Annotated in this window: 20 protein-coding genes; 13 read left to right on the top strand and 7 right to left on the bottom strand. The window is 70.9% G+C overall.

The window, feature by feature from the left end; genetic code table 11:
• Positions 1-64 precede the first annotated feature (64 nt).
• The gene (locus AC3ETA_RS40870) at positions 65-1,255 is read left to right on the top strand and encodes a polyamine ABC transporter substrate-binding protein (RefSeq protein ID WP_432197969.1); all 1,191 of its coding nucleotides are present in this window, start codon (positions 65-67) and stop codon (positions 1,253-1,255) included.
• A 44-nt stretch (positions 1,256-1,299) separates the two neighbouring features.
• Here the strand turns inward: AC3ETA_RS40870 and AC3ETA_RS40865 are convergent, their stop codons facing one another.
• Positions 1,300-2,649 (bottom strand): diacylglycerol/lipid kinase family protein, encoded by a 1,350-nt coding sequence (locus tag AC3ETA_RS40865; RefSeq protein ID WP_432197968.1) that lies wholly within the window; start codon positions 2,647-2,649, stop codon positions 1,300-1,302.
• Positions 2,650-2,773: 124 nt separating this feature from the next.
• On the opposite strand from AC3ETA_RS40865, the gene AC3ETA_RS40860 reads away from it, so the two are divergent.
• On the top strand, positions 2,774-3,307 hold the full coding sequence (locus AC3ETA_RS40860; protein ID WP_432197967.1) for a hypothetical protein: 534 nt from the start codon (positions 2,774-2,776) through the stop codon (positions 3,305-3,307).
• Here AC3ETA_RS40860 and AC3ETA_RS40855 read toward each other — a convergent pair.
• Positions 3,297-4,460, bottom strand: coding sequence for a serine hydrolase domain-containing protein (locus AC3ETA_RS40855; RefSeq protein WP_432197966.1), 1,164 nt, complete (start codon positions 4,458-4,460; stop codon positions 3,297-3,299). The genes AC3ETA_RS40860 and AC3ETA_RS40855 overlap by 11 nt on opposite strands.
• A 262-nt stretch (positions 4,461-4,722) precedes the next feature.
• Between AC3ETA_RS40855 and AC3ETA_RS40850 the strand changes: the two genes are divergently transcribed.
• Positions 4,723-6,402, top strand: a complete 1,680-nt coding sequence (locus tag AC3ETA_RS40850; protein ID WP_432197965.1) for a sigma-70 family RNA polymerase sigma factor — start codon at positions 4,723-4,725, stop codon at positions 6,400-6,402.
• A 101-nt stretch (positions 6,403-6,503) separates the two neighbouring features.
• Here the strand turns inward: AC3ETA_RS40850 and AC3ETA_RS40845 are convergent, their stop codons facing one another.
• Positions 6,504-7,187: a glycerophosphodiester phosphodiesterase gene (locus AC3ETA_RS40845; RefSeq protein WP_432197964.1), complete on the bottom strand. Its 684-nt coding sequence runs from the start codon at positions 7,185-7,187 to the stop codon at positions 6,504-6,506.
• A 52-nt stretch (positions 7,188-7,239) separates the two neighbouring features.
• On the bottom strand, positions 7,240-8,358 hold the full coding sequence (locus AC3ETA_RS40840) for an adenosine deaminase (RefSeq protein ID WP_432197978.1): 1,119 nt from the start codon (positions 8,356-8,358) through the stop codon (positions 7,240-7,242).
• Between the two features lie 98 nt (positions 8,359-8,456).
• Between AC3ETA_RS40840 and AC3ETA_RS40835 the strand changes: the two genes are divergently transcribed.
• Positions 8,457-9,215: a DUF4190 domain-containing protein gene (locus tag AC3ETA_RS40835; RefSeq protein WP_432197963.1), complete on the top strand. Its 759-nt coding sequence runs from the start codon at positions 8,457-8,459 to the stop codon at positions 9,213-9,215.
• A 17-nt stretch (positions 9,216-9,232) separates the two neighbouring features.
• On the opposite strand, the gene ybiA is transcribed toward AC3ETA_RS40835, so the two are convergent.
• A complete protein-coding gene (gene ybiA, locus AC3ETA_RS40830; protein ID WP_432197962.1) occupies positions 9,233-9,823 on the bottom strand; it encodes a riboflavin biosynthesis intermediates N-glycosidase in 591 nt (196 codons plus the stop codon).
• Between the two features lie 167 nt (positions 9,824-9,990).
• Here ybiA and AC3ETA_RS40825 point away from each other — a divergent pair, with 167 nt between their 5' ends.
• The 8 genes from AC3ETA_RS40825 (at position 9,991) to AC3ETA_RS40790 (ending at position 19,756) form a co-directional block, all read left to right on the top strand.
• On the top strand, positions 9,991-11,526 hold the full coding sequence (locus AC3ETA_RS40825; protein WP_432197961.1) for a gamma-aminobutyraldehyde dehydrogenase: 1,536 nt from the start codon (positions 9,991-9,993) through the stop codon (positions 11,524-11,526).
• A gap of 72 nt (positions 11,527-11,598) precedes the next feature.
• Positions 11,599-12,846, top strand: coding sequence for a polyamine ABC transporter substrate-binding protein (locus AC3ETA_RS40820; RefSeq protein WP_432197960.1), 1,248 nt, complete (start codon positions 11,599-11,601; stop codon positions 12,844-12,846).
• Between the two features lie 7 nt (positions 12,847-12,853).
• A complete protein-coding gene (locus AC3ETA_RS40815; protein ID WP_432197959.1) occupies positions 12,854-14,017 on the top strand; it encodes an ABC transporter ATP-binding protein in 1,164 nt (387 codons plus the stop codon).
• A complete protein-coding gene (locus AC3ETA_RS40810; protein WP_432197958.1) occupies positions 14,017-14,943 on the top strand; it encodes an ABC transporter permease in 927 nt (308 codons plus the stop codon). Before AC3ETA_RS40815 ends, AC3ETA_RS40810 begins: the two co-directional genes overlap by 1 nt.
• Positions 14,944-15,744 (top strand): ABC transporter permease, encoded by an 801-nt coding sequence (locus AC3ETA_RS40805; protein ID WP_432197957.1) that lies wholly within the window; start codon positions 14,944-14,946, stop codon positions 15,742-15,744.
• Positions 15,745-15,766: 22 nt separating this feature from the next.
• Complete coding sequence (locus tag AC3ETA_RS40800) at positions 15,767-17,194, top strand: NAD(P)/FAD-dependent oxidoreductase (RefSeq protein WP_432197956.1); 1,428 nt, start codon at positions 15,767-15,769, stop codon at positions 17,192-17,194.
• A 128-nt stretch (positions 17,195-17,322) separates the two neighbouring features.
• A complete protein-coding gene (locus tag AC3ETA_RS40795) occupies positions 17,323-17,766 on the top strand; it encodes a hypothetical protein (protein WP_432197955.1) in 444 nt (147 codons plus the stop codon).
• Positions 17,767-17,962: 196 nt separating this feature from the next.
• Positions 17,963-19,756, top strand: a complete 1,794-nt coding sequence (locus tag AC3ETA_RS40790; protein ID WP_432197954.1) for a chitinase — start codon at positions 17,963-17,965, stop codon at positions 19,754-19,756.
• On the opposite strand, the gene AC3ETA_RS40785 is transcribed toward AC3ETA_RS40790, so the two are convergent.
• Both AC3ETA_RS40785 and gabT read right to left on the bottom strand, forming a co-directional pair.
• Positions 19,744-20,301 (bottom strand): phosphatase PAP2 family protein, encoded by a 558-nt coding sequence (locus AC3ETA_RS40785; RefSeq protein ID WP_432197953.1) that lies wholly within the window; start codon positions 20,299-20,301, stop codon positions 19,744-19,746. The genes AC3ETA_RS40790 and AC3ETA_RS40785 overlap by 13 nt on opposite strands.
• A 468-nt stretch (positions 20,302-20,769) precedes the next feature.
• Positions 20,770-22,104, bottom strand: a complete 1,335-nt coding sequence (gene gabT / locus AC3ETA_RS40780) for a 4-aminobutyrate--2-oxoglutarate transaminase (protein ID WP_432197952.1) — start codon at positions 22,102-22,104, stop codon at positions 20,770-20,772.
• Positions 22,105-22,385: 281 nt separating this feature from the next.
• Between gabT and AC3ETA_RS40775 the strand changes: the two genes are divergently transcribed.
• Positions 22,386-24,812, top strand: coding sequence for a type IV secretory system conjugative DNA transfer family protein (locus tag AC3ETA_RS40775; protein WP_432197951.1), 2,427 nt, complete (start codon positions 22,386-22,388; stop codon positions 24,810-24,812).
• Positions 24,813-24,901 lie beyond the last annotated feature (89 nt).

Raw genomic sequence — 24,901 nt, 5'->3', positions numbered from 1 at the left:
GGGGCCGTTCCGCTCGACGGGGCGTCCATTGCAGGGCCCTCGGTGGCGGCGGCATGCTGCGGCAATGGCCCTCCCATCGATGAACTCCCCGCTGTCCCGCCGGAATCTGCTGCGCACGCTGGGTGCGGGCACCCTGCTCGGCGGGCTCGCCGGATGCGGTGTGCGGCCCGCCTATGTGTCGCCCGCCGACCGGGCCGCCACCGATGTCTCCGCCACCGACAAGCGGCTCGACTGGGCGAACTGGCCGCTGTACATCGACACGGACGACGAGGACGCCACGCGCCGGCCCACGCTGGAGGCGTTCGAGAAGCGCACGGGCATCTCCGTCGACTACGTCGAGGAGATCAACGACAACGACGAGTTCTTCGGCAAGATCAGCCCCGCCCTGATGAACCACCAGCGCACCGGCCGCGACCTGATCGTCATCAGCGACTGGATGTGCGCCCGGTTCGTACGGCTGGGCTGGGTGCAGGAGCTGGACCGGGCCCGTCAGCCGAACGTGACGAAGTACCTGGACCCGCTGCTGCGTTCACCGGCCTTCGACCCGGGACGGAAGTTCACCGTGCCGTGGCAGTCCGGCATCACCGGCATCGCGTACAACCGCCGCCGGCTGGGCCGCGAGATCCGCCAGGTCTCCGATCTGTGGGCGAGCGACCTGAAGGGCCGGGTCACGCTGCTCTCCGGGCTCGACGAGGCGTTCGCCCTGCTCATGCAGGGCAACGGAGTCGACATCACCCGCTGGACGGCGGACGACTTCCACCAGATCTGCGACCAGGTGGAGAAGCAGATCGGCCGGGGCCAGATCCGCCGCTTCACCGGCAACGACTACATCAAGGACCTGTCCGGCGGCGACGTCCTGGCCTGTCAGGCGTACTCCGGCGATGTGATCCAGCTCCAGGCGGACGACCCCGACATCCGGTTCGTCGTCCCCGAGGAGGGCGCCGAGCTGTGGTCGGAGTCCCTGATGGTCCCCAACCTCGCCCGCCACAAGGCCAATGCCGAGCGGCTGATCGACTACTACTACGAGCCCGAGGTGGCCGCCGAACTGGCGACCTGGGTCAACTACGTCTGCCCGGTCCCCGCCGCCCGGGACGTGCTCGCCTCGGCCGAGGACGAGGAGACGGCCGCCCTGGCCGAGGACCCGCTGATCTTCCCCGACAAGGCGATGCGCGAACGCCTCGCCATCGCGCGGGACATCACATCGCAGGAGCGGGTGGAGTTCGCCCAGCGGTGGAACGCGATCGCGGGGTTGTAGGCGGCCTTCTGCCGGTGCTCCTACGGGCGTTCCTGCCGGTGCTCCTACCGGTGTCCCTGCCGGTGCACCGCCGTACGACCCACCGTCGCCGCCAGTTTGCGCAGCCGGCGCCAGTCCAGGCGGGGGCTGCGCCGGGGGACACCGGGGCGTTTGCGGGGGACGCGGACGCGCAGGGCGCCCGAGGTGATGCGGATGTGGACCGGGGTGGGCAGGACGAGGGCCTCGCCGTCGATGCCGGCCTCGATCTCGTCGAGGTCGGCGTCGACGACCACCTCGGTCGCGGTCAGGATGCTGAGGCCGGGCGGCGCGGGGTCCAGGAGCAGGGCGGCCGCCTCGGCCGCGCTGTCCACCCTGATGCCGAGGACGCCGAGAACGGCGGCGTCCAGGCGGTCGCGGCGGCCGAGCCCGAAGGGGTCGTCCGTGCGGTAGGGGTTGTTGCTGACCAGCACGGCGTGCGGAGCCTCGAGCGTGGTGCCCGCCGCCCGGACGGTCAGCAGCGGGCCCTGCTGCCGGGTGAGCAGGTCGGGCAGCAGCTCCAGGCTGGTGCCGATCTTGTCGTCGCGGTAGCCGGGGCTCTGCACGATGGCCGCGTACGCCCCGAAGGAGGCGTTGTTGACGAAGGGCCGGCCGCCCGCGAAGCCCAGGTCGACGCGCAGCTCCACCCCGTCGGTGAGCGCGTCGAGGCAGGCGGCGGGGTCCTCGCGGTCGAGGCCGAGGTCCATGGCGAAGTGGTTGCGGGTGCCGGCGCTGATCACCAGGAACGGGATGTCGTACGCGGCGGCGACGGCCGCGACCAGCGCCTGGGTGCCGTCCCCGCCCGCGACGCCCAGCAGATCCGCGCCTTCCGAAACGGCCTTGCGGGCCAGGGCGGTGACGTCCTGGTGCTCGTCGGGGTCGAGGAGGACGACCTCGGCGCCGAGCCGTTCCGCCTTCTCCTTGAGCCCGAAGCGGTCCACCTTCCCGCCGCCCGAGCGCGGGTTCATGATCAGGACAGCCCGTCGCGGCGGTGCCGCCCTGTGCCCCCGCATCACCCGTACCCGCGGGCTGCCCGTGCCCCGCAGCGCGTACCGGCCGCTCCACACGGCCACCGTCCACAGCGCCACGGACGCCAGCAGCGCCCAGAACAGGGTGGCCGCGAACAGCGCGATCACGGCGGCCGGTACGGCCAGCGCCACCACGCCGGCCACCCAGCGCAGCGGTCCGCGCAGCGTCAGCGTCCACCACGCCGCGACCATGCCGATCCCCAGGCCCGCCACTCCGGCCACCAGCAGCAGCACGCCGCCGACCCCGCCGTAGGCGAGCGGCACGAGCACCGCGAGCCCCGCCGCGGCCAGGGAGGCCCGTGCCGCCCATCGTTGCCCCCGGTAAGCCCGTTCGCTCAGGTCCAGGCCCATGCGTCCTCCCTCGTCGGCGGACATCGTAGGGCCGGGCAGGTACATGCCGCATGTGGCCGCCAGTTCGGGCTGTACTGCAAGTATCTGTTTTGAACGTGTTCAACTCCAGGCGTACGCTGCCCCCATGAGCGACAGAGCCGCCCTGCTCAAGGGCATCCGTGTCTGGCTGGCCTTCTTCGTCGTCTGCCTGGTGCTCAGCGGCGCCACGGCCTTCCCCCTCGTCCACGAACTGCGCTGGACCGAGGACCTGTTGCGTGCCCTGTCCGTGCCGGATCACCTGCCCGGCCTGATGGACTGGATCGAGCGCGTCCGCCGCGGCCTCGACACCGCCGACGCCGAGTATCCGTTCCTGCTCTACGGCACGGACTGGCTGGCCTTCGCCCACCTCGTCATCGCCGTCGCCTTCTACGGGCCCTACCGTGACCCCGTCCGCAACATCTGGGTCGTCGAGTTCGGGATGATCGCCTGCGCCGGCATCATCCCGCTGGCCCTGATCTGCGGGCCGATCCGCGACATCCCGCTGTGGTGGTCGGTGATCGACATGTCCTTCGGCGTTTTCGGGGTGATCCCGCTGTACGTCGTGCGCGGGAGGATCAAGCGGCTGGAGGCGCTGACCGAGCCGGCGGCGCCCCCGGCCGCTGCCGCAGTCAGCGGTTGAACGCGGGGAAGGCGAAGCGCTGGGCGATGGCCAGGCCGTCGCCCTTCGCGTCGGTGGAGTTGACGGAGTACACGAGTGTCCGGGACAGGTCACGGGTGGCCGCGATCACGGTGTGATAGCCGGGCCGGGCACCCGTCTTGCCCCAGATCTCCTTGCCGCCCAGCTCGAAGCGCTCCAGCCCGGCGCCCATCGTGGCCCCGTCGATGTCGGGGACCGTGAACATCTCCGTCAGCTGCGGCTCGGGCACCACCTGACCGCGGAACAGGGCGAACAGCAGCCGCTCCAGGTCGGCCGTGGTGGAGATCAGGTCGCCGGCCGCGAACCGGTCGGACATGTTCCACTCGGTCACGTCGACCAGCCTGCCGTCGATCCAGTCGTAGCCGCGGTTGTGCGGCCCGTGGATCCGCGGGTCGGGGCCCGCCGGGAGCGAGGTGTGCCGCATGCCGAGCGGGCGGAAGATCCGTACGGCCGCCTGATGGGCGTAGGAGTCGCCGGTGACCTTCTCGACCAGCAGGCCCAGCACGGTGTAGTGGATGTTGCCGTACCGCTGGAACTCGCCGGGCGCGTGGTCCGGGTCGGGGCCCTTCGCGACCGAAGCGGCCACCACCTCCTCGGGGGTCAGCGTCTCGAAGCGGTGCGAGTAGCCGCCGTCGACGTCCTCGCCGAGGGACGCCCCCGGCTGCAGGCCGCTGGTGAAGTTCAGCAACTGCCGTACGGTGATGGGCGCGAAGTCCTCCGTGAGCAGCCCCGGCAGGTACTGCTGCACGGTCCCGTCGAGCGAGATCCGTCCCTCGGCGGCGAGATGCAGCACGATCGCCGAGGTCACGATCTTCGTCGTCGAACCGGCGCGGAACCGGGCGTTCTCCAGCACCGGCGCCCCGGTCCGCATGTCCCGCACGCCGGCCGCGCCGTGCCAGCTGCCCTTGCCGCCCACCCGGATCAGGGCGGCCGTGGCGTCCTGGTCGGGCAGCCCCGCCAGTGCGGCGCACAGGGCCCGCACGTCCGGGCCGTCCGGCGAGGCGGCCTCCACCGCACGCGCGGAGCAGGACGAGGGCGGTGCGGGCCGCGCCGACGCCGTACCGGCCGGCGACAGCACGGTCAGGGTCAGGGCGAGCGCGGAGGTGAGGAGGGCGGGAAGCGGGCGTACGGGCATCGACTGCTCCTGAGGTCGGTGGGAGGTACGCGATCATCGTCGGGCGGTTCGGGCCCGGCCGGATCGTCGGTGAGGAGGGGCTCGGACCCTGGGCGATCCCGGAGCAAGTGCCTTACGGGGCAAGGGTGTTGTGGGGGATGGTCCTTACGGGCCCGGCGGCGGACCCTCGTGGAGGGCCGAGCGGCAGCATCAAAAAGTGTTATCGCCGCCCTCGCTGTCCCGTCTCCTTCGCGTCCCCACCCCCCATACTCGGGAGCCCGCGATGTCCCGCCCGTACCAGAAGCGGAATGTGATCTCCGAGTGGCGCTCCACCATCGAGGCGGCGCAGACCGGGGACCGGCAGGCGCTGGACGAGCTGGTCGAGGGCTGGCTGCCGCTGGTCTACAACGTGGTCGGGCGGGCCCTGAACGGCCACGCCGACGTCGACGACGTCGTCCAGGAGACCATGGTGCGCGCCGTCGGCAGTCTCGGCTCGCTGCGGGACCCGGACAGCTTCCGCTCCTGGCTCGTCGCCATCGCCATGCGGCAGATACGGGACCGCGCCCGCCGCAGACAGCACGTGCAACTCGACGAGTCCGCCGCGCAGGAGGCCGGCGACTTCGCCGAACTGACCGTGCTGCGGCTCCAGTTGGAAGGCCAGCGGCGCGAGGCCGCGGAGGCGGTGCGCTGGCTGGACGGGGAGGACCGGCAACTGCTGGCGCTGTGGTGGCTGGAGGTCGCGGGCGAGCTGACCCGGCGCGAGCTGGCCGACGCGGCCGGGATCGGCCGGCGGCACGCCGCGGTGCGCGTGCAGCGCGTCAAGGAGCGGCTGGAGACCGCGCGCGGCATCGTGCGGGCGCTGGACGGCGCCTGCCCCGGCCTGCGTGAGCTGACCGCCCGCTTCAGCGGCCGCCCCGACTCGGTCTGGCGCAAGCGGCTGGCCCGGCACATCAGGGGCTGCGGCTACTGCGGCGACACCCCCGAGGCCGTCGTACCGGCGGAACGCCTGCTCGTCGGCATCGCACTCGTCCCCGTCCCCGTCGGCTTCACGCTGTCCCTGGCGTTCGGCGGCAAGACGGCGGCCGCGGCGACGGCGGCCTCCGTCGGCTGGTCAGCCAAGGCGATGGCCGCCCTCACGCAGCCGGCCGTCGCGGTGACGGCCGGCGCGACGCTCGTCGCGGGCGGCGCCTACGTCGTGACGCAGCCGCCGGACACGCCGCCGCGCGTCACGGTCCCCACGGCATCGAGCACGGCCCGCACGCCGTCGCCCGCGCTCCCCGCGACACCGACGTCCACGCCCGCGCCGTCCCTCTCCACGACGCCGTCACCGACGCGGAAGGCCGGCCTGTACGGCACGGTCGTCGATGCCGTCGAGCCGGCCCCGGATCCGAACTCCGCGCCCGGGGTCCTGCCGCACCGCCCCGAGTCCGGCATCACCAGCACCTGGGGCGCGAAGGCCGTCATGCAGCACCGGGGGGAAGCCGTGACGCTCAGCGGCCAGGGCTATGTCCTGGTGCGCTGGCAGATCTCCCCGCAGTCACGGCCGGGCGCGCTGGTCATGCCGACCTGGACCGGCCTGAAGGGCGAGCTGTTCCATGTCGCGTCCGGCGGCGGCCGGCGTATGGACGACACCACCGGGCCGGACACCACCGGGATGGGCAGCCCCGCCACCGGCTACACGGTCCTGCCGGACGGCGCCCAGCAGATGTGGCAGAACGAGTACTTCTACCTCGACGGCTCGGTCACGCTCCACCAGAACGAACGGGGCGCCGACTACGGCGTGATCGTTTTTCCGTCCACCTGGGAGGCGGCCGACAAGGACGTGCGGACCGGCCCCGACCAGGGCGCGATCCGCTACGGCCTCGTCCGTGACACCGGCCGGGACACCGCGCCGGTCCCGCAGTACGTCACCCGCGAGACGCCCACCGATCCGGCGACGGTGGCGCAACGCTCGCGCGTCTAGGTGTGCGGGGCTCCGCGTGGGGCACGTTGGCGCTCGGCCGCGGCGGCGTCGTGGCCGGCCGCGCGGTTCCCCGCGCCCTTCAGGGCGCTGCCGGACCGCGCTCAGGTTCCGCGCAGGCCCAGGAGCACATCGAGGCGGTTCGTGGTGATCGAGTCGACGCCGATTTCCAGCAGCCGGCGGATCGAGCGGCCGGTGTCCGGGGTCCACACGGACAGCAGATGGCCGCCCCGGTGGACGCGCTGGGCGAGGGCGTGGTCGACCAGGGCGAAACGGTAGTTCAGCCAGCGCGGGCGCACCGCGTCCAGCAGGGCGGGCCGCGGCGGTGCCAGCGTCGTCCAGGTCAGGGCGATCTCCGCGGTCGGGTCGGCCTCCCGCACGGCGAGCATGGCGGCGGCGTCCGCGCAGTAGTACACGCGGTCCCGGGCCCCGCACTCCCGCACGACGTCCGCGATCTTGCGGGCCGCCCGGACATCGGGCCTGCCCGGCAGGTCGAGCATCACCCGGGTTCCCTGGCACACCGCGAGGGCCTCGGCCAGCGTCGGCACCCCGCCCGCCGTCAGCCCCCGCACCTCGGCCGCCGACAGCGCGCGCAGCGGCCGGTCCTGCTCCCACAGCCGCTTCAGCGTCTCGTCGTGCAGCAGTACGGGCACGCCGTCCCTGGTGAGGCGCACATCGACCTCCACCGCGTCCGCGCCCAGGGCGAGCGCGGAGCGCAGGGAGTCGAGCGTGTTCTCGCGGACCCGGTAGGGGTCGCCGCGGTGGGCCACGGCGGTCACGTTCAGCATGAGGACATTCTGGAGGGGAGGGGCCGGCGTGGAGACGTGCGGGCCGGGTGGCTCAGGGCGCGAGCCACCCGGCCGTGTACGTGTCGATCTCCTCGGCGATCCGGGCCTTGCCGGTCTCGTCGAGGAAGGACGCGGTCACGGCGTTCTTCGCGAGGTCGGCCAGACCCCGCTCGTCGAGGTCGAGGAGGCGGGCGGCGACCGCGTACTCGTTGTTGAGGTCGGTGCCGAACATGGGCGGGTCGTCGGAGTTGATCGTGACGATGATCCCGGCCTTCGCGAATTCCCTGATCGGGTGCTCGTCCAGGGTGCGCACCGCGCGCGTGGCGATGTTGGAGGTCGGGCACACCTCCAGCGCGATCCGGTGCTCGGCCAGATGGGCCAGCAGCTTCGGGTCCTGCGCGGAGCTGGTGCCGTGCCCGATGCGCTCGGCGCGCAGGTGGGTGAGGGCGTCCCAGACCGTCTCCGGACCGGTCGTCTCACCGGCGTGCGGCACCGAGTGCAGCCCGGCGGCGACGGCCCGGTCGAAGTACGGCTTGAACTGCGGCCTCGGTACGCCGATCTCGGGCCCGCCGAGCCCGAAGGAGACCAGGCCCTCCGGGCGCAGCCGGTCGTCGGTGGCGAGCCGCGCGGTCTCCTCGGCGGATTCCAGACCTGCCTCGCCGGGGATGTCGAAGCACCAGCGCAGCACGGTGCCGAACTCGGCCTCGGCCGCCTTGCGGGCGTCCTCGATCGCCGCCATGAAGGCGCGCTCGTCTATGCCGCGGCGGGTCGAGGAGAACGGCGTGATGGTCAGCTCGGCGTAGCGCACCTGCTGCCGGGCCAGGTCACGCGCCACCTCGTACGTCAGCAGCCGTACGTCCTCCGGGGTGCGGATCAGGTCCACGACGGACAGGTACACGTCGATGAAGTGGGCGAAGTCCGTGAAGGTGAAGTAGTCCGCCAGGGCCTCCGGGTCGGTGGGGACCTTGGAGTCGGGGTGGCGGGCGGCGAGTTCCGCGACGATCCGGGGGGAGGCGGAACCGACGTGGTGGACGTGCAGTTCGGCCTTGGGCAGTCCGGCGATGAAGGCGTGCAGATCGCGCGGGACGCGGGCGTCGACGAGACGGTCGGTCAAGGTTCCTCCCCGGAACGGCGCCCTCCGTCCGGTTCGTGGCCGGCGGGGCGCGGTGATCGGCTGATCGGTGACTCGGGGATCATCGTAGGCCGGGCCCGCGGCGGTGATGCCAGGGCCTTAGCATGACGGGACGTACGACAGAGGGGATCCCGCGCATGTCCGACGACGCGCAGACGCCGGAAGCGCCGGAGGTGTCGGGGGAGGCGTCGAAGACCTCGCTCGACAAGCAGGCCGCGCCGCCGCGTCCGGCCGAGCCCGCGGGGCCCGGGCACACTCTTGTCCCGAACGACACTCCGGCCTGGGCCGCGCCCTCCGTGCACGACCAGCGGACGGTCACGTCGATGCCGGCCGCGGGTCCGGCGGGGGAGCCGCAGGATGCCGTGCCCGCGCCGCAGTGGGTGAATCCGTCACCGGCTCCGCGGCCCGCGCCCGATCCGTTCGCGCCGCCGGGTGCCACGCCGGTGAACCCCTTCGTGCCGCCGACGGCGTCCGTTCCTCACGCCACCCACGGCGAGCCCGTCCCTCCGCCGCCGATCGCGCCCGACGGGCCCGGGCAGGTTCCGTACGGCTATCCGGGCGGGGCCGGTCATCCGGCTGGCGGTCCCGGCTATCCCGCTCCCGGCCCGGGTGGCCCCGGTCACTACGGCTGGCCCGGGATGCACCCCCTGCCGAGCAACGGCATGGGGACGGCCGGGCTGGTGCTCGGGATCATCTCCGCCGTGATCTTCTGCCTGTGGCCGGTGGCCATCGTGGTGGGCGTCCTCGCCGTGATCTTCGGGGCGATCGGGCGCGGCAAGGCGCGTCGCGGCGAGGCGACGAATCCGGGGCAGGCGCTGGCCGGGATCATCTGTGGCGCGGCGGGCGTGGCCCTGGGCCTGGGCATGCTGGTGCTGGTGATCTCGACGAGGCTGTAGGGGAGGCGTCGGACCGGCTAGAAATCCGGACGCAGCCGCTCCCGCGCCTCCATCAGCGCGAACCCCAGCAGGTTCGGCCCCCGCCACCGCTCGGGATCGCCGGCCCCGTCGTCCCGTGCCGCCAGGCCGATGCCCCACACCCGGTCCACCGGGCTCGCCTCGACCAGTACGCGGTCCCCGGTCCCCAGCAGGAATGCCCTCAGCTCCGGGTGCGCACCGAATTTGTGGACCGAACCCTCGACGACTATGCGGAACCGCTCCCGTTCCCACGCCGCGTTGTCGAACCCCCGCACCAGCCGCCCGGCCTTCTTCGCCAGGGACGGGTGCTCCGCGGCCAGGACCTGCCGCTCCGCGTCCGGGTCCGAGAAGAGCCGCGCCTTCTCCGCCATCATCCAGTGCTCGGCGGTCGCGTACGACACGCCGGACACCGCGAACGGCGACGGCCACCACTGACTCAGACAGCTCGCGCCGACCCGGCCGTCGGGCAGCGGGCGGTGTCCCCAGAAGTGGAGATACCTGACTCTCGCCCCCGAGCGGACCTCCTGGACCAGGACGTCCCAAGAATCGATCTTCGCCATGTGGCCGAGTCTGGCACGCACCACCGACATTCCGTCCTCGGTTTTCCGGGCCTACTCGACACCTGGTCGACAGATTCCGTCGCGTAACCAAAAGGCAACAACGGAATCACTTGTTGGAGTCCCTCTGCTCTGTCAGGATCGGCACTCAATTCGAGCCCGAGCCACGCCGGCCTCTGATGGGGCACGGAGGGAGCGACATGCACAACCCGGGCACCGACACCCCGGACCGATTCGCGGCCCAGGACCGATTCGCGGACGGCGCGCAGTTCATCGCGGGCCGGTACGCGAAGGGGACCTCGGGGCGTACGCACGCCGTCGTCGACCCCGCCACCGGCGAGGAGGTGTACACGTACGACCTGGCCGGTGCGGATGACGTCGACGCGGCGGTCGCCGCCGCCCGGGCCGCCTTCCCCGGCTGGTCCGGCGCCACCCCCGGCGAGCGTTCCGACGCGCTGCACCGCTTCGCCGCCGTGCTCGCCGACCGCGCCGAGGAATTCGCCCGCGCGGAGTCCCTCCAGTGCGGCAAGCCGCTGAAGCTGACGCGTGAGTTCGACGTCCCGGGGACGATCGACAACACCGCCTTCTTCGCCGGTGCCGCCCGTCACCTCCAGGGTCAGTCGGCCGGCGAGTACTCCGGCGACCACACCTCGTACGTACGCCGCGAACCCATCGGTGTCGTCGGCTCGATCGCCCCCTGGAACTACCCCCTCCAGATGGCCGCCTGGAAGATCCTCCCGGCGATCGCCGCCGGCAACACCATCGTGCTGAAACCCGCCGAGCTCACCCCGCTGACCTCGCTCCTGTTCGCGCAGGCCGCCACCGACGCCGGCATCCCGGACGGTGTCGTCAACATCGTCACCGGCACCGGCAAGGAAGCCGGCGAACACCTCGTCGGTCACCCCGACGTCGCCATGACCTCCTTCACCGGCTCCACCGCCGTCGGCAGGCGCGTCGCCGAGATCGCGACCGCCACCGTCAAGCGGATCCACCTGGAGCTCGGCGGCAAGGCGCCGTTCGTGGTCTTCGACGACGCCGACCTGGAGGCCGCCGCCCACGGCGCCGTCGCGGGCTCGCTCATCAACACCGGGCAGGACTGCACGGCCGCCACACGCGCGTACGTGCAGCGGCCGCTGTACGAGGCGTTCGTCGAGCGCACCGCCGAGCTCATGGAGAGCGTCAGGCTCGGCGACCCGTTCGCGGTGGGCACCGACCTCGGGCCGCTCATCTCCCACGTCCAGCGCGACCGGGTCGCCGGCTTCGTCGGGCGTGCGCGTGGCTACGCGCGTGTGGTGACCGGCGGCGCCGCGCCGAAGGGCGAGCTGGAGAACGGCGCGTACTATCTGCCCACGCTCGTCGCCGACGCCGCCCAGGACAGCGAGATCGTCCAGTCCGAGATCTTCGGCCCGGTACTGGTCGTTCTCCCGTTCGACAGCGACGACGAGGGGATCCGGCTCGCCAACGACACCCCGTACGGGCTGGCCGCCTCCGCGTGGAGCCGCGACGTCTACCGGGCGAACCGCGCCACCCGCGAGATCAAGGCGGGCTGTGTGTGGGTCAACGACCACATCCCGATCATCAGTGAGATGCCGCACGGCGGCTACAAGGCGTCCGGCTTCGGCAAGGACATGTCCGCGTACTCCTTCGAGGAGTACACCCAGATCAAGCACGTCATGTTCGACAACACCGCGGTCGCCGCGAAGGACTGGCACCGCACCGTCTTCGGGGACCGATAGCCAGATCAGCAGGCACGGCCGGGCGTCCGACCCGCGCCCGGCCGTCCCCCCTCCCGAAAGGGCATCAAGCGCATGGAGCAGTACGAGCCCGACCGCCTCTCCCCGGCCCAAGTGGCCGCCATGCGGCGCAGCCTCCGCAACGGCAGGGCCGCCATGACCCGCCGCAGCCTGCTGCGCGCCTCCGCGGGCGGCGCGCTCGCGCTGGGCGGCCTGGGCACGCTCAGCGCCTGCGGGATCCCCGCGGCCGGCAAGACCGAGGGCGGCACGTCCGCCGAGGACCACTCGGCCAAGGAGAAGGAGGTCTCCTTCTCCAACTGGACCGAGTACATGGACGTCGACGACAGCGGCAAGCACCACCCGACGCTGGAGCAGTTCACCAAGCGGACCGGCATCAAGGTCAAATACACCGAGGACATCAACGACAACAACGAGTTCTTCGGGAAGATCAAGCCGCAGCTGGCGGCCGGGCAGGACACCGGCCGGGACATCGTCGTCCTCACCGACTGGCTTGCCGGACGTCTCATACGCCTCGGCTGGGCCCAGAAACTGGACCCCTCGAACCTGCCGCACGCCTTCGCCAACCTGTCCCAGCAGTTCCGCGACCCCGACTGGGACCCGGGACGGGCGTACTCCTACCCCTGGCAGGGCATCTCGACCGTCATCGCCTACAACAAGAAGGCGCTCGACGGCGTCGAGGTGAGGACGCTCTCCGACCTGCTCGACAACCCCAAGCTCAAGGGGCGTGTCGGCCTGCTCACCGAGATGCGCGACACCATCGGCATGACGCTGCTCGACATGGACAAGGACCCGGCGAAGTTCACCGACGACGACTACGACGCCGCCGTCGCCCGGCTCCAGAAGGCCGTCGACAGCAAGCAGATCCGCCGGTTCACCGGCAACGACTACACCTCCGACCTCACCAGCGGCGACTTCGCCGCCTGCCTGGCCTGGGCCGGTGACGTCGTACAGCTGAAGGCCGACAGCCCGGACATCGACTTCCTGATCCCGGACAGCGGCTACATGACGTCGAGCGACAACATGCTCGTCCCCAACAAGGCCCGTCACAAGACGAACGCCGAGCGGCTGATCGACTACTACTACGAGCCGAAGGCAGCCGCCGAGCTCGCCGCCTACATCAACTACGTCTGTCCCGTGGACGGCGTGAAGGAAGAGCTCGCGAAGATCGACGAGGACGCGGCGAACAACCCGCTGATCCTCCCCGACAAGGCCATGCAGGCCGCCTCCCGTGCCTTCCGCTCACTGAGCTCGAAGGAAGAGACGGCCTACGAAGAGAAGTTCGCGAAGCTCACAGGGGCGTGACCACACCATGACCAACGACACCAGCGGCGACGTCCGCCTCTCCGGCATCAACAAGACCTACGGCTCCTTCACCGCCGTGCACCCGCTCGACCTCACCGTGCCCCAGGGCTCCTTCTTCGCCCTGCTCGGCGCCTCCGGCTGCGGCAAGACCACCACCCTGCGCATGATCGCCGGCCTGGAGGAGCCCAGCGGCGGCACCGTCCATCTCGGCGACCAGGACGTGACCGCGCTCCCGCCGTACAAGCGGCCCGTGAACACGGTCTTCCAGTCCTACGCCCTCTTCCCGCACCTCGACATCTTCGAGAACGTCGCCTTCGGCCTGCGCCGACGCGGCATCAAGAGCGTGAAGAAGCAGGTCGAGGACATGCTGGAGCTGGTCCAGCTGGGCGAGCAGGCGCGCAAGAAGCCGCACCAGCTCTCCGGCGGCCAGCAGCAGCGCGTCGCCGTCGCCCGGGCCCTGATCAACCACCCCAAGGTGCTCCTCCTCGACGAGCCCCTCGGCGCCCTCGACCTGAAGCTGCGCCGCCAGATGCAGCTGGAGCTCAAGCGCATCCAGACCGAGGTCGGCATCACCTTCGTCCATGTCACGCACGACCAGGAGGAGGCCATGACGATGGCCGACACGGTCGCCGTGATGAACGCGGGCCGCGTCGAGCAGCTCGGCTCCCCGACCGACCTCTACGAGAACCCGCGCACGACCTTCGTCGCCAACTTCCTCGGCAGCTCCAACTTCATCGAGGCCGAGGTCGACTCCAGGAGCGGCGAGGACATCGTGCTGAAGGCGGGCGGCGGCAAGCTGGTCCTGCCCGAGGCGCGATGTTCCGCGCCCACGACGACGGGTGGCAAGGTGCTGGCCGGCGTACGCCCGGAGAAGATCTCCCTCGTCCCCGCCGAGGACGCGGGCGAGATACCCGAGGGCCGCAACCGCATAACGGGCAGGATCGCCGACTCCTCGTTCATCGGCGTCTCCACGCAGTACGTCGTCGACAGCCCCGTCTGCCCCGAGTTCGAGGTCTACGCCCAGAACATCGACCGCGACACCCGGCTCGTGCCCGGCGCCGAGGTCGTCCTGCACTGGAACCCGGCGCACACCTTCGGCCTCGACGCCGCCCAGTCCCTGCTTGCCGGGACAACGGGCTCCGCCGGCATCCAGGAAGAGGCGGGGGTCTGATGGCGACAGTCACCGAGGCGCCACCCCTGGCGCCGGCTCCCGAGGAGCCGAAGCCACCGCGCAAGAGGGGGCGCTGGACGCCGTACTGGCTCCTGCTCCCCGGCATCCTGTGGCTGCTGATCTTCTTCGCGATGCCGATGATCTACCAGGCCTCCACGTCCGTGCAGACGGGCTCCCTGGAGGAGGGCTACAAGGTCACCTGGCACTTCGCGACCTACTGGGACGCCCTGTCCGAGTACTACCCGCAGTTCCTGCGCTCGGTGCTCTACGCCGGCTCGGCGACGATCCTGTGTCTGCTCCTCGGCTACCCGCTGGCGTACCTCATCGCCTTCCGCGCGGGCCGCTGGCGGAACCTGATCATGATCCTGGTGATCGCGCCGTTCTTCACCAGCTTCCTGATCCGCACCCTCGCCTGGAAGACGATCCTCGCGGACGGCGGCCCGGTCGTCGGCGCCCTCAACACGCTGCACGTCCTGGACGTCACCAGCTGGCTCGGCATGACGGAGGGCGACCGCGTGCTGGCCACGCCGCTCGCGGTGGTGTGCGGTCTGACGTACAACTTCCTGCCGTTCATGGTCCTGCCGCTCTACACCTCGCTGGAGCGCATCGACCCACGGCTGCACGAGGCCGCCGGCGACCTGTACGCCAAACCGGTCACCACCTTCCGCCGGGTCACCTTCCCGCTGTCGATGCCGGGCGTCGTCTCCGGCACGCTGCTGACCTTCATCCCGGCGGCCGGTGACTACGTCAACGCGGACCTGCTGGGCTCCACCGACACCCGCATGGTCGGCAACGTCATCCAGACGCAGTTCCTGCGGATCCTGGACTATCCGACGGCCGCTGCGCTGTCCTTCATCCTCATGGCCGCCATCCTCGTCATGGTGACGCTCTACATCCGCAGGTCCGGCACGGAGGATCTGGTTTAAATGACCGTCGTCAACTGGTTCAAGCGCAATCTCGTCGTCATCGCGGGACTGCTGACGCTTGCTTATCTCCTGCTGCCCAACGTCATTGTGACGATCTTCTCCTTCAACCAGCCGAAGGGGCGTTTCAATTACCAGTGGCAGGAGTTCTCCACGGCCGCCTGGCAGGACCCGTGCGGAGTCTCCGACCTGTGCGGCTCGCTGTCGGTCAGCCTCCAGATCGCGTTCTGGGCGACCATCGGCGCCACCCTGCTGGGCACCCTGATTGCCTTCGCGCTGGTCCGCTACCGCTTCCGCGCACGCGGCGCCGTGAACTCGCTGATCTTCCTGCCGATGGCGATGCCCGAGGTCGTCATGGCCGCCTCGCTGCTCACCCTGTTCCTCAACCTGGGCGCTCAGCTCGGCTTCTGGACGATCCTCATCGCGCACATCATGTTCTGCCTGAGCTTCGTCGTCACCGCCGTCAAGGCGCGCGTGATGTCGATGGACCCGAGGCTGGAGCAGGCCGCCCAGGACCTGTACGCCGGACCGGTCCAGACGTTCGTCAGGGTCACCCTGCCGATCGCCGCCCCCGGCATCGCGGCGGGCGCGCTGCTCGCCTTCGCGCTCTCCTTCGACGATTTCATCATCACCAATTTCAACGCGGGCTCCACCGTCACCTTCCCGATGTTCGTCTGGGGCTCGGCCCAGCGCGGAACGCCCGTTCAGATCAATGTCATCGGTACGGCCATGTTCATCGTCGCCGTACTGTTCGTCCTGGCCTCCATGGCCATCGGAAACCGCCGTAAGAAGCAAAAGGCATAAGCCTCTGTAGGGAGTTGAAATCATGGCCCCAAGCGCCATGAGTTCTGGCCATCACTGGACGAAAGCACTCTCCGAAGCCCAGCCGGTCCCGTACTGGCTGGACGACCCCGGCCGCCCCCGCCCCGAGCCCGCCCTCACCACCGCCGAGACCTGTGACCTGCTGGTCGTCGGCGGCGGCTACAGCGGACTGTGGACCGCGCTCATCGCCAAGGAGCGCGACCCGCAGCGGGAGGTCGTCCTGGTCGAGGGCCGCGAGGTGGGCTGGGCCGCCTCCGGCCGCAACGGCGGCTTCTGCGCCGCGTCCCTCACTCACGGGCTGCCCAACGGGCTGACCCGCTGGCCGGACGAGATCCACAAGCTTCAGGAGCTGGGCGCCCGCAACCTCGACGAGATCGAGAGCGCGGTCGCCCGCTACTCCCTGGACTGCGAGTTCGAACGCACCGGCGAGATCGACGTGGCCACCGAGACGTACCAGGCGCAGGAACTGCGCGACTGGCACGAGGAGTTGCGGGACAAGGGCCTCGCCGAGGGCATCGACTTCCTCGACACCGACGAGGTGCGGGCACAGGTCGACTCACCGACCTTCCAGGCCGGCCTGTACGACCGCCGGGGCGTCGCCATGGTCAACCCGGCCAAGCTGGCCTGGGGCCTGAAGCGGGCGTGCATGGACCTCGGCGTCCGTGTCCACGAGCACACGCCCGCCCTCACCCTGAAGCCGTACGGCGCCGGCATGGCCGTCACCACCCCGTACGGCCGGATCCGCGCCCGCCAGGTCGCGCTCGGCACGAACATCTTCCCGAGCCTGGTCAAGCGGGTGCGCGCCTACACCGTCCCGGTCTACGACTACGCCCTGATGACCGAGCCGCTCACCGAGGACCAGCTCGCGTCGATCGGCTGGAAGAACCGCCAGGGCCTCGGCGACTCGGCGAACCAGTTCCACTACTTCCGCCTCTCCGCCGACAACCGCATCCTGTGGGGCGGTTACGACGCGATCTACCCGTACGGCGGCCGGGTGCGCGCGGAGTACGACGACCGCCCGGAGACGTACGCCAAGCTCGCCGGGCACTTCTTCACCTGCTTCCCGCAGCTGGAGGGCATGCGCTTCACGCATGCGTGGGGCGGCGCCATCGACACCTGCTCGCGCTTCTCGGCGTTCTTCGGCACGGCCCATCAGGGCAAGGTCGCCTACGCGGCGGGCTTCACCGGGCTCGGCGTCGGCGCGACCCGGTTCGGCGCGGACGTGATGCTGGACCTGCTGGCGGGGCAGCGCACGGAGCGCACCGAGCTGGAGATGGTCCGCAAGAAGCCGCTGCCGTTCCCGCCCGAGCCCTTCGCCTGGACCGGTATCGCGCTCACCAAGTGGTCGCTGGCCCGCGCGGACGCGCACGGCGGGCGGCGGAATCTGTGGCTGAAGGCGATGGACAGGCTGGGCCTGGGCTTCGACAGCTGATGAGCCGTGAGTGAAGTGACCCGGATCATTCTTTGAACCGGTCGCGAGAACTCGCGTAATGCCGGCCGGTGACCTCCCTCTCCCTCGTGACGCGATCGGCGTCCACGACAGAGAGGGAGGTCACCGTCATGACAGGGGCGAAAACGGCGGTCGAGTGGCTGGCGTCCGTGGCTCCGAATCCCGAGGCCTGCCGCTGGGAGTGGGAGCGCCATCCCCTCGGGGTGGCACTCCTGCCCGCCGGCAGGGCCTGGGACGTGCTCATCCTGCCGGGTGAGCTCGGCTATCCCACGCTCGACGTCCTCACTCGCATCATCGACCGGCTCGGGCCGGTCCTGGTCGACTTCGGCGACTCCCGGATGGGGTTCTTCGTGCCGCCCGGCACGGCCGCGCGCTGGCTCGGCACCGGCATCCGCACGGCCGGGGCCGGCACCTGGATCGTCGTGCCGTACCCGGGGCGCGCCACCGGTGGGGTGCGCTGGCTGGTCGAGCCGGACGGCACCGGGACCCTCACGGACCCGGCGCTTCTCGAACTGGCGATGCACGAGGCTGCCGCCGGCCTGGCCGACGGCTAGGGGAGCCGCGCTGGGCTGTGTGTCGGCTGCGGGTGCGTTGTGGCTGGTCGCGCCCACGCGGCGGAGCCGCACGTAGATACAGCCCTGCGCGCCTTGGGGGTGTTACCGAGCCGCTCGGTATCTTGACAAGGCGGATTGGTCTGGACCAAATTGTGGGCGACCCCAGTCTCCAAATCCCCCATGCCCGGAGGCACTTGTGGACCGCTCCAGATCCCTCGCCTTCCTCACCGCCGCGGCACTGATCCTGCCCGGCCTCACCGCGCTCTCGTCGGCCGCCCGTGCGGCCGACGCCGACCTCGCCCGCAACGGCGGCTTCGAGTCCGGCCTGGACGGCTGGACCTGCACGGCCGGTACGACCGTCAACTCCCCTGTCCACAGCGGCGCCTCGGCGCTCCAGGCCACCCCGGCCGGCGCCGACAACGCCCGATGCGCGCAGACGGTGACCGTGAAACCCGACTCCCAGTACACGCTGTCCGGATACGTCCGCGGCGCCTACGTCTACCTCGGCGCGAGCGGCACCGGCACCACCGACGTCTCCACCTGGACCCAGTCGGCCCCCTCCTGGCAGCTGCTGTCGACGACCTTCCGCACGGGCCCCTCCACCACCCGGGTCACCCTCTACACCCACGGCTGGTACGGCACCGGCGCCTACCAGGCCGACGACATCTCCCTGGTCGGCCCCGGCGTGGACGCCGGCCAGCCGCCCGCGGCACCGACCGGCCTGCAGACGGGCACCATCGCCGCGACCAGCATCGCCCTGTCCTGGTCACCGGTGGCCGGCGCGACGAGCTACGCGGTCTACCGCAACGGCGCCAAGGTCCAGACCGCCACCGGCACTTCGGCGACCGTCGGCGGTCTCACGCCGTCCACCGCGTACAGCTTCCAGGTCGCCGCGGTGAACGACGCGGGCGAGTCGGCGAAGTCGGCCACGGTGACCGCCACGACCACCGCCGCACCGGACGGACCGGGCACCGACCTCCCGGCCCACGCCCTGGTCGGCTACCTCCACGCGAGCTTCGCCAACGGCTCCGGCTACACGCGCATGGCCGACGTCCCCGACAGCTGGGACGTCATCGACCTGGCCTTCGGTGAACCGACCTCGGTCACCTCGGGCGACATCCGCTTCGACCGCTGCCCCGTGGCGGAGTGCCCCGACGTCGAGTCCGACGCGGACTTCAAGGCGGCGATCAAGGCCAAGCAGGCGGCCGGCAAGAAGGTGCTGATCTCGATCGGCGGCCAGAACGGCCAGGTGCAGCTGACCACCACGGCCGCGCGGGACACCTTCGTCACGTCGGTATCGAAGATCATCGACGAGTACGGCCTCGACGGCCTGGACATCGACTTCGAGGGTCACTCGCTGTCCCTGAACGCCGACGACACCGACTTCAAGAACCCGAAGACCCCGGTGATCGTCAACCTCATCGCGGCGCTGAAGACCCTGAAGGCCAGGTACGGCGACGACTTCGTGCTGACGATGGCCCCGGAGACCTTCTTCGTCCAGCTCGGCTACCAGTACTACGGCACCGGCCAGTGGGGCGGCCAGGACCCGAGAGCGGGGGCGTACCTGCCGGTCATCCACGCCCTGCGCGACGACCTGACGCTGCTGCACGTCCAGGACTACAACTCGGGCCCGATCATGGGCCTGGGCAACCAGTACCACTCCATGGGCGGCGCCGACTTCCACATCGCGATGACCGACATGCTGCTGACCGGCTTCCCGGTCGCCGGCAACGCGAACAACGTCTTTCCGCCGCTGCGCCCCGACCAGGTCGCCATCGGCATGCCGGCGTCGACCAACGCGGGCAACGGCCATGTCCCCCCGGCGGAGGTCACCAAGACCCTCGACTGCCTCACCGAGAAGACCGACTGCGGTTCCTACACGACCCACGGCACCTGGCCGGCGCTGCGCGGCCTGATGACGTGGTCGATCAACTGGGACCGCTACTCGAACTGGGAGTTCCAGCGGACGTTCGACGGCTACTTCGGCTGAGAGCGGCCGCCGCGGGCGAGGAACTGCCACAGCAGCGTCATGAGCACCGTACCGAGGCACCAACTGGCCACCACGTCCAGCGGCCAGTGATAGCCGCGCCGGACCAGCCCGAGGGCGACGCCCAGGTTGAGGGCGGCGCAGAGGGCGAGGACGGCGCGGCGGGCGAGTGCGGAGCGCAGCCAGGGGAGGAGGAGCAGGGCCGCGGCACCGTAGGCGACGACTGCCGTGGCCGTGTGGCCCGAGGGGAAGTAGCCGGTGGCGGGCGGCACGGCCGGGGTGCCCGGGCGGTCGGTCAGCAGCTTGAGCGGGACGACCAGAGCCGGGACGAGAGCCATCGGCACGGCCGCGGCGACGGCCGGCCGCCACCAGTGGTCTGTACCGGTGCGGCGATGTCGCCGGCTGACGTACACCAGGACGACCGCGAGAACCGGCACCGCGACCGGCACATTGCCGAGGTCCGCGAGGAGTTCGGAGAGGCGGTCGGGGTGGATCAGGGCGCGGCTGGCCGCCTCGTCGAGGCCGACCAACGGGCCGTCGGCCGTCACCTGCCAGGTGATGAGCGCGAAGAGGAGGGCCGGAAGCCCGAGAAGGAGAAAGAGGGAGGTCGGCCGCCCCGGAACAGGGGGGGTGGTTCCGAGGCGGCCGTCCGGACCGGATGGTCGCGCGCCCCGGGGGGTTTGGGGCGGGCGACTGTCCGATCGGTGAGGAGATCCGGAGCCGGAAGCTCCGGGTGTGTGCGCGAGGGCACGACCAGGTCGAAGCTGGGGAGGCCGCGGCCTGATGTCGCCCAGAGTCCCCTCTGGACGGGGTGTATCTCTCATCTGGTTAGAACCTACGGCAGGGCGAAGGCGTTAGACAGACGCAATCGCGTCCTGACATCCACCTCGCACACCTTCTTCACACGCTCTGACTAACGCGGCCCGGGCCCCGGAATCCGCGGAGTCGTCAGGGCTGGGGCGCATGGGGTTCCCGGGGCGGGAACCCCAGGTCCCACCAGTGGTTTCGCTGTGACCTCAGATGCGGGCGAAGGCCTGCTCGATGATGTCGAGACCCTCGTTCAGCAGGTCCTCGCCGATGACCAGCGGCGGCAGGAAGCGCAGCACGTTGCCGTAGGTGCCACAGGTCAGGACCAGCAGGCCCTCGGCGTGGCAGGCCTTGGCGAGCGCGGCGGTCGCCTCCGGGTTCGGCTCCTTGGTGGCGCGGTCCTTGACCAGCTCGATGGCCATCATGGCGCCCCGGCCGCGGACGTCGCCGACGATGTCGAACTTCTCGGCCATGGCGCCCAGGCGGGCCTTCATGATCGCCTCGATGTTCTTCGCCCTGGCGTTGAGGTCCAGCTCCTTCATCGTCTCGATGGAGCCGAGCGCGCCGGCGCAGGCGACGGGGTTGCCGCCGTACGTGCCACCGAGGCCACCGGCGTGCGCGGCGTCCATGATCTCCGCGCGGCCGGTCACGGCGGCCAGCGGCAGGCCGCCGGCGATGCCCTTGGCGGTGGTGATCAGGTCCGGGACGATGCCCTCGTCCTCGCAGGCGAACCACTGGCCGGTGCGGCAGAAGCCGGACTGGATCTCGTCGGCGACGAAGACGATGCCGTTGTCGGCGGCGAACTGGCGGATCGCGGGCAGGAAGCCCTTGGCCGGCTCGATGAAGCCGCCCTCGCCGAGCACCGGCTCGATGATGATCGCGGCGACATTGTCCGGGCCGACCTGCTTGGTGATCTGGTCGATGGCCTGCGCGGCGGCCTCGGGTCCGGCGTTCTCGGCACCGGTCGGCCAGCGGTAGCCGTAGGCGACCGGGACGCGGTAGACCTCGGGCGCGAACGGACCGAAGCCGTGCTTGTACGGCATGTTCTTCGCGGTCAGCGCCATCGTCAGGTTCGTACGACCGTGGTAGCCGTGGTCGAACACGACGACGGCCTGCCGCTTGGTGTAGGCGCGCGCGATCTTGACGGCGTTCTCGACGGCCTCGGCGCCCGAGTTGAACAGCGCGGACTTCTTGGCGTGGTCACCGGGCGTCAGCTCGGCCAGGGCCTCGGCGACCTCGACGTACCCCTCGTACGGCGTGACCATGAAACAGGTGTGGGTGAAGTCCGCGAGCTGGGCGGACGCGCGGCGTACGACGGCCTCGGCGGAGGCGCCGACGCTGGTCACCGCGATGCCGGAACCGAAGTCGATGAGCCGGTTGCCGTCGACGTCCTCGAGGATGCCGCCGCCCGCACGCGCGGTGAAGACGGGCAGCACGGAGCCCACGCCCTGCGCGACCGCGGCGGTACGGCGGGCCTGCAACTCCTGCGACTTCGGACCGGGGATGGCGGTGACGACGCGGCGCTCCTGCGGAACTGCGCTCATGAGGGGCTCCTGGGGGTTTTGCTGACGCTTGTCTTGTTCTTTTCTCGCAGGCTAGGGCGGGGAGTGGGGGGTGGGCATGCTCCATGTGGGCGTTGTCGGCGACGTCGGTTGTCCGTGGTGGACATAGCGACGCGGGGCCCGGCACCGGCCACGACGAGATCCTGATCATCTCGGTCCGCTCCGTCGGCCGTGTAAGCGGTGAACTCCCCAGGAGTGGGCGTTAGATTGACTCGCTGATGGTGGATGGCACGGATGGAACGGCTGGTCAGGGGGCAAGGGCGATGGACAGCGACGGGACGCAGGACGCGCGGGGCACACACGCGACGCCTGTGCCGCGTCCGGCGACGCCACCGGAGGCCCCGGCGGTGCCGCCGCGGCCGACGCGGGAACCGGCGATGCCGTCACGGCAGGAGAACGGCCAGGGTGAGGCAGTCGTTGCCTGGCTCGACGAAGCCCGGCCCGAGGCCCGGACCGGCATCTGGCGCTTCGGCTACCGCATGCCGAAGGCGGGGCCGGACGCGGAGCGGCTTGCTCCTGTGACCGTCTTCGGCATGTTGATCCCGCTCGCCGTGGCGCTCCTGGTCTGGTCCTTCTGGCAGCGGGGTGTGATCCCGTACCAGTACACGGTCCTGCGGCTGTTCACCCCGGACGACTGGTGGTACGGCGGCACGATCGCCTCGCCCAAGCTGCTGAAGGACCAGGCGATCCAGCGCCCGGGCGTGGAGGCGGTGCAGGTCTACAACGCCTTCTTCTTCGCCCTGCTCGTCTACGCCGTGGGCCGGCTGGGTGACTGGCCGGCCGTCGTCCGTCACGTGGTGGGCCGCAGGCCCCAGCCTGCCCGCGCTCTGCTCGCCGCCCTCGGCGCCCTGGTCACCTTGAGCTTCGTGTTCCCGAACGCCTTCCCTGGAATCGGCTGGGACGCCCTGCCGATCGCGGATCCACTGCGCTCGCTGATCGCGCTGATCAATGGCAGTTACGAGATCTACAGGTCGCCGTTGGTGCCGGGCGTGCTCAACGCCCTCATCACCTTGGCCGTCCTCTGGCCCTTCGCCAGGCTCGGGGGCTGGTGGTCGCTGACGCGTGGTCGGCTCGCCGCCCGTCGCCGCGCCGACCCTGAGGGAGACGCGTCGTCGGCCGACGACCGGTCCCGTGCCCGCTGGCCCGAGCTGCGGGAGGCCGGGCAGCACCAGGCTGCCGACGTCCTCACCACGGAGGTGCTCGCCGGGCGGATGAACGACGTGGACTGTGCCCGTGTCGAACACGGCTGGATCCGTGCCCGACGCCAGGGTCGGCTCCCTGGCTTCACGGACACGGTGCTGCGCCAGGGCGCTGCGGCGTTCACCCATCCCTCGGGCGCCCGGAACCTGCACGGCCGCGCCGCCCGGCACGACCTGCTGACCGGACAGGTGCGCATCGGACAGTGGGTGGCCACCGAGCGCGCGCCGCTGGCCTACGGCGGTGTCGGCGCGGCCCTCGGGCGCGAGACACTGGGCACCTCGATGCTTGTGGTCGGGCCGTCGGGCGCAGGGAAGACCCGGCACGTGATCGCCCCAGTCGTCGAGTCACTCGCGCTCCAGGCTCTCACCGGCAGCTGCGCGGTGGTGGTGGTGTCCAGCGCCGGCACACCGGTCGGGGCGGACTCGTCGTACGACGTCGTGGTGAGCGTCGGTGACCCCGCCTCCGTGCACGACCTCGACCCGTACGCGGACTCCGACGACCCCGACGAGGCGGCCGGATTCCTCGCCGAGGCCCTCGCCGGCGACCTCGACACCGTCGGCGCCGAGCGTGCGGGCACCGCTCTCGCCCAGCTCCTGGGCCCCTACCGTGCCGTGCATGGGCACTTCCCGGCCCTGCCCGTCCTGCGGGAGCTGCTGGAGGGAAACCCTGCCCACCTCTCCGACCTGCGCCGACGTCTCGCCGACGACCGGTACACGGCGATGCGCCGGGAACTGGAGGCCCGTGCACGGCAGGCCGGCACCTCCGGTGACCCTGGTCCGGCGCTGGCCGACCGGCTCGCGCTGCTCGATCGGCCCGCGTTCGCGGAGTTCTTCGGCTCGGGCGGCGAGACCATCCGCCCGTTCTCACTGCGTGCCGTCGCCCACCACCCGCTGCGCGTCCGGATCGACCTGCCCGAGCACGGGCACGAAGAGGCCTCCCGCCTGATCGCCCGATTGGTACTGGCACAGTTCGCGGCTGTTGCGCGCGACGGCTCACGCGAGCACTTCGTGAGCCTGATCCTGGACGATGCCACCGGAACCGTCACCCCCGGTTCGGTACGGCGGATTCAGCGGCTGCGGTCGCAGAACGCCGGTGTCGTACTCGCGCTGCGCACGGTTTCGGACGTGCCGGAGTCCCTGCACGGGCCGTTGTACGGGGCGGTCGGCTGCCGGATGGCCCTGGCAGGAGTGACGACCTGGGACGGCAGCCGGTTCGCTGAGGCATGGGGCACGGAGTGGGTCGAGACCAAGGATGTCGCCCGGCACACTGTCTTCGCGGACCAGCCGATGACCCGGGTCATGCACGCCCTGCGTAAGCGGCTGACCGGTAAGGCGGTCACCACCGAGGCGGTCACCGTGCGGCAGGTCGAGCGGGAGCGGTGGTCGGCGTCCGAGCTGGCGCACGGGGTGCCGCCGGGGCATGCCGTGCTCTCGCTCACCAGCGTTCAGGGCGAGCACGCGCCGCCGCTGCTGGTGGATCTGCGGGGCTGACCTGGGTATCCGGGCACGAGGCCACGCGGGGACCGTACGGTGAGGCAGAATCGACACAGGTCGTTCATACACGGCGGCCAAAAGATCAC

The organism is Streptomyces sp. bgisy027 (assembly GCF_057710365.1).
The sequence above is the reverse complement of the archived record's forward strand: the minus strand, read 5'-3'. Positions and strand labels throughout refer to the sequence as shown.

What these genes read in the sequence shown, in the direction of transcription:
- AC3ETA_RS40870 (WP_432197969.1), top strand. Translation starts at nt 65, where the DNA reads ATGGCCCTCCCATCGATGAACTCCCCGCTGTCCCGCCGGAATCTGCTG.
- AC3ETA_RS40865 (WP_432197968.1), bottom strand. Translation starts at nt 2,649, where the DNA reads ATGGGCCTGGACCTGAGCGAACGGGCTTACCGGGGGCAACGATGGGCG.
- AC3ETA_RS40860 (WP_432197967.1), top strand. Translation starts at nt 2,774, where the DNA reads ATGAGCGACAGAGCCGCCCTGCTCAAGGGCATCCGTGTCTGGCTGGCC.
- AC3ETA_RS40855 (WP_432197966.1), bottom strand. Translation starts at nt 4,460, where the DNA reads ATGCCCGTACGCCCGCTTCCCGCCCTCCTCACCTCCGCGCTCGCCCTG.
- AC3ETA_RS40850 (WP_432197965.1), top strand. Translation starts at nt 4,723, where the DNA reads ATGTCCCGCCCGTACCAGAAGCGGAATGTGATCTCCGAGTGGCGCTCC.
- AC3ETA_RS40845 (WP_432197964.1), bottom strand. Translation starts at nt 7,187, where the DNA reads ATGCTGAACGTGACCGCCGTGGCCCACCGCGGCGACCCCTACCGGGTC.
- AC3ETA_RS40835 (WP_432197963.1), top strand. Translation starts at nt 8,457, where the DNA reads ATGTCCGACGACGCGCAGACGCCGGAAGCGCCGGAGGTGTCGGGGGAG.
- ybiA (WP_432197962.1), bottom strand. Translation starts at nt 9,823, where the DNA reads ATGTCGGTGGTGCGTGCCAGACTCGGCCACATGGCGAAGATCGATTCT.
- AC3ETA_RS40825 (WP_432197961.1), top strand. Translation starts at nt 9,991, where the DNA reads ATGCACAACCCGGGCACCGACACCCCGGACCGATTCGCGGCCCAGGAC.
- AC3ETA_RS40820 (WP_432197960.1), top strand. Translation starts at nt 11,599, where the DNA reads ATGGAGCAGTACGAGCCCGACCGCCTCTCCCCGGCCCAAGTGGCCGCC.
- AC3ETA_RS40815 (WP_432197959.1), top strand. Translation starts at nt 12,854, where the DNA reads ATGACCAACGACACCAGCGGCGACGTCCGCCTCTCCGGCATCAACAAG.
- AC3ETA_RS40810 (WP_432197958.1), top strand. Translation starts at nt 14,017, where the DNA reads ATGGCGACAGTCACCGAGGCGCCACCCCTGGCGCCGGCTCCCGAGGAG.
- AC3ETA_RS40805 (WP_432197957.1), top strand. Translation starts at nt 14,944, where the DNA reads ATGACCGTCGTCAACTGGTTCAAGCGCAATCTCGTCGTCATCGCGGGA.
- AC3ETA_RS40800 (WP_432197956.1), top strand. Translation starts at nt 15,767, where the DNA reads ATGGCCCCAAGCGCCATGAGTTCTGGCCATCACTGGACGAAAGCACTC.
- AC3ETA_RS40795 (WP_432197955.1), top strand. Translation starts at nt 17,323, where the DNA reads ATGACAGGGGCGAAAACGGCGGTCGAGTGGCTGGCGTCCGTGGCTCCG.
- gabT (WP_432197952.1), bottom strand. Translation starts at nt 22,104, where the DNA reads ATGAGCGCAGTTCCGCAGGAGCGCCGCGTCGTCACCGCCATCCCCGGT.
- AC3ETA_RS40775 (WP_432197951.1), top strand. Translation starts at nt 22,386, where the DNA reads ATGGACAGCGACGGGACGCAGGACGCGCGGGGCACACACGCGACGCCT.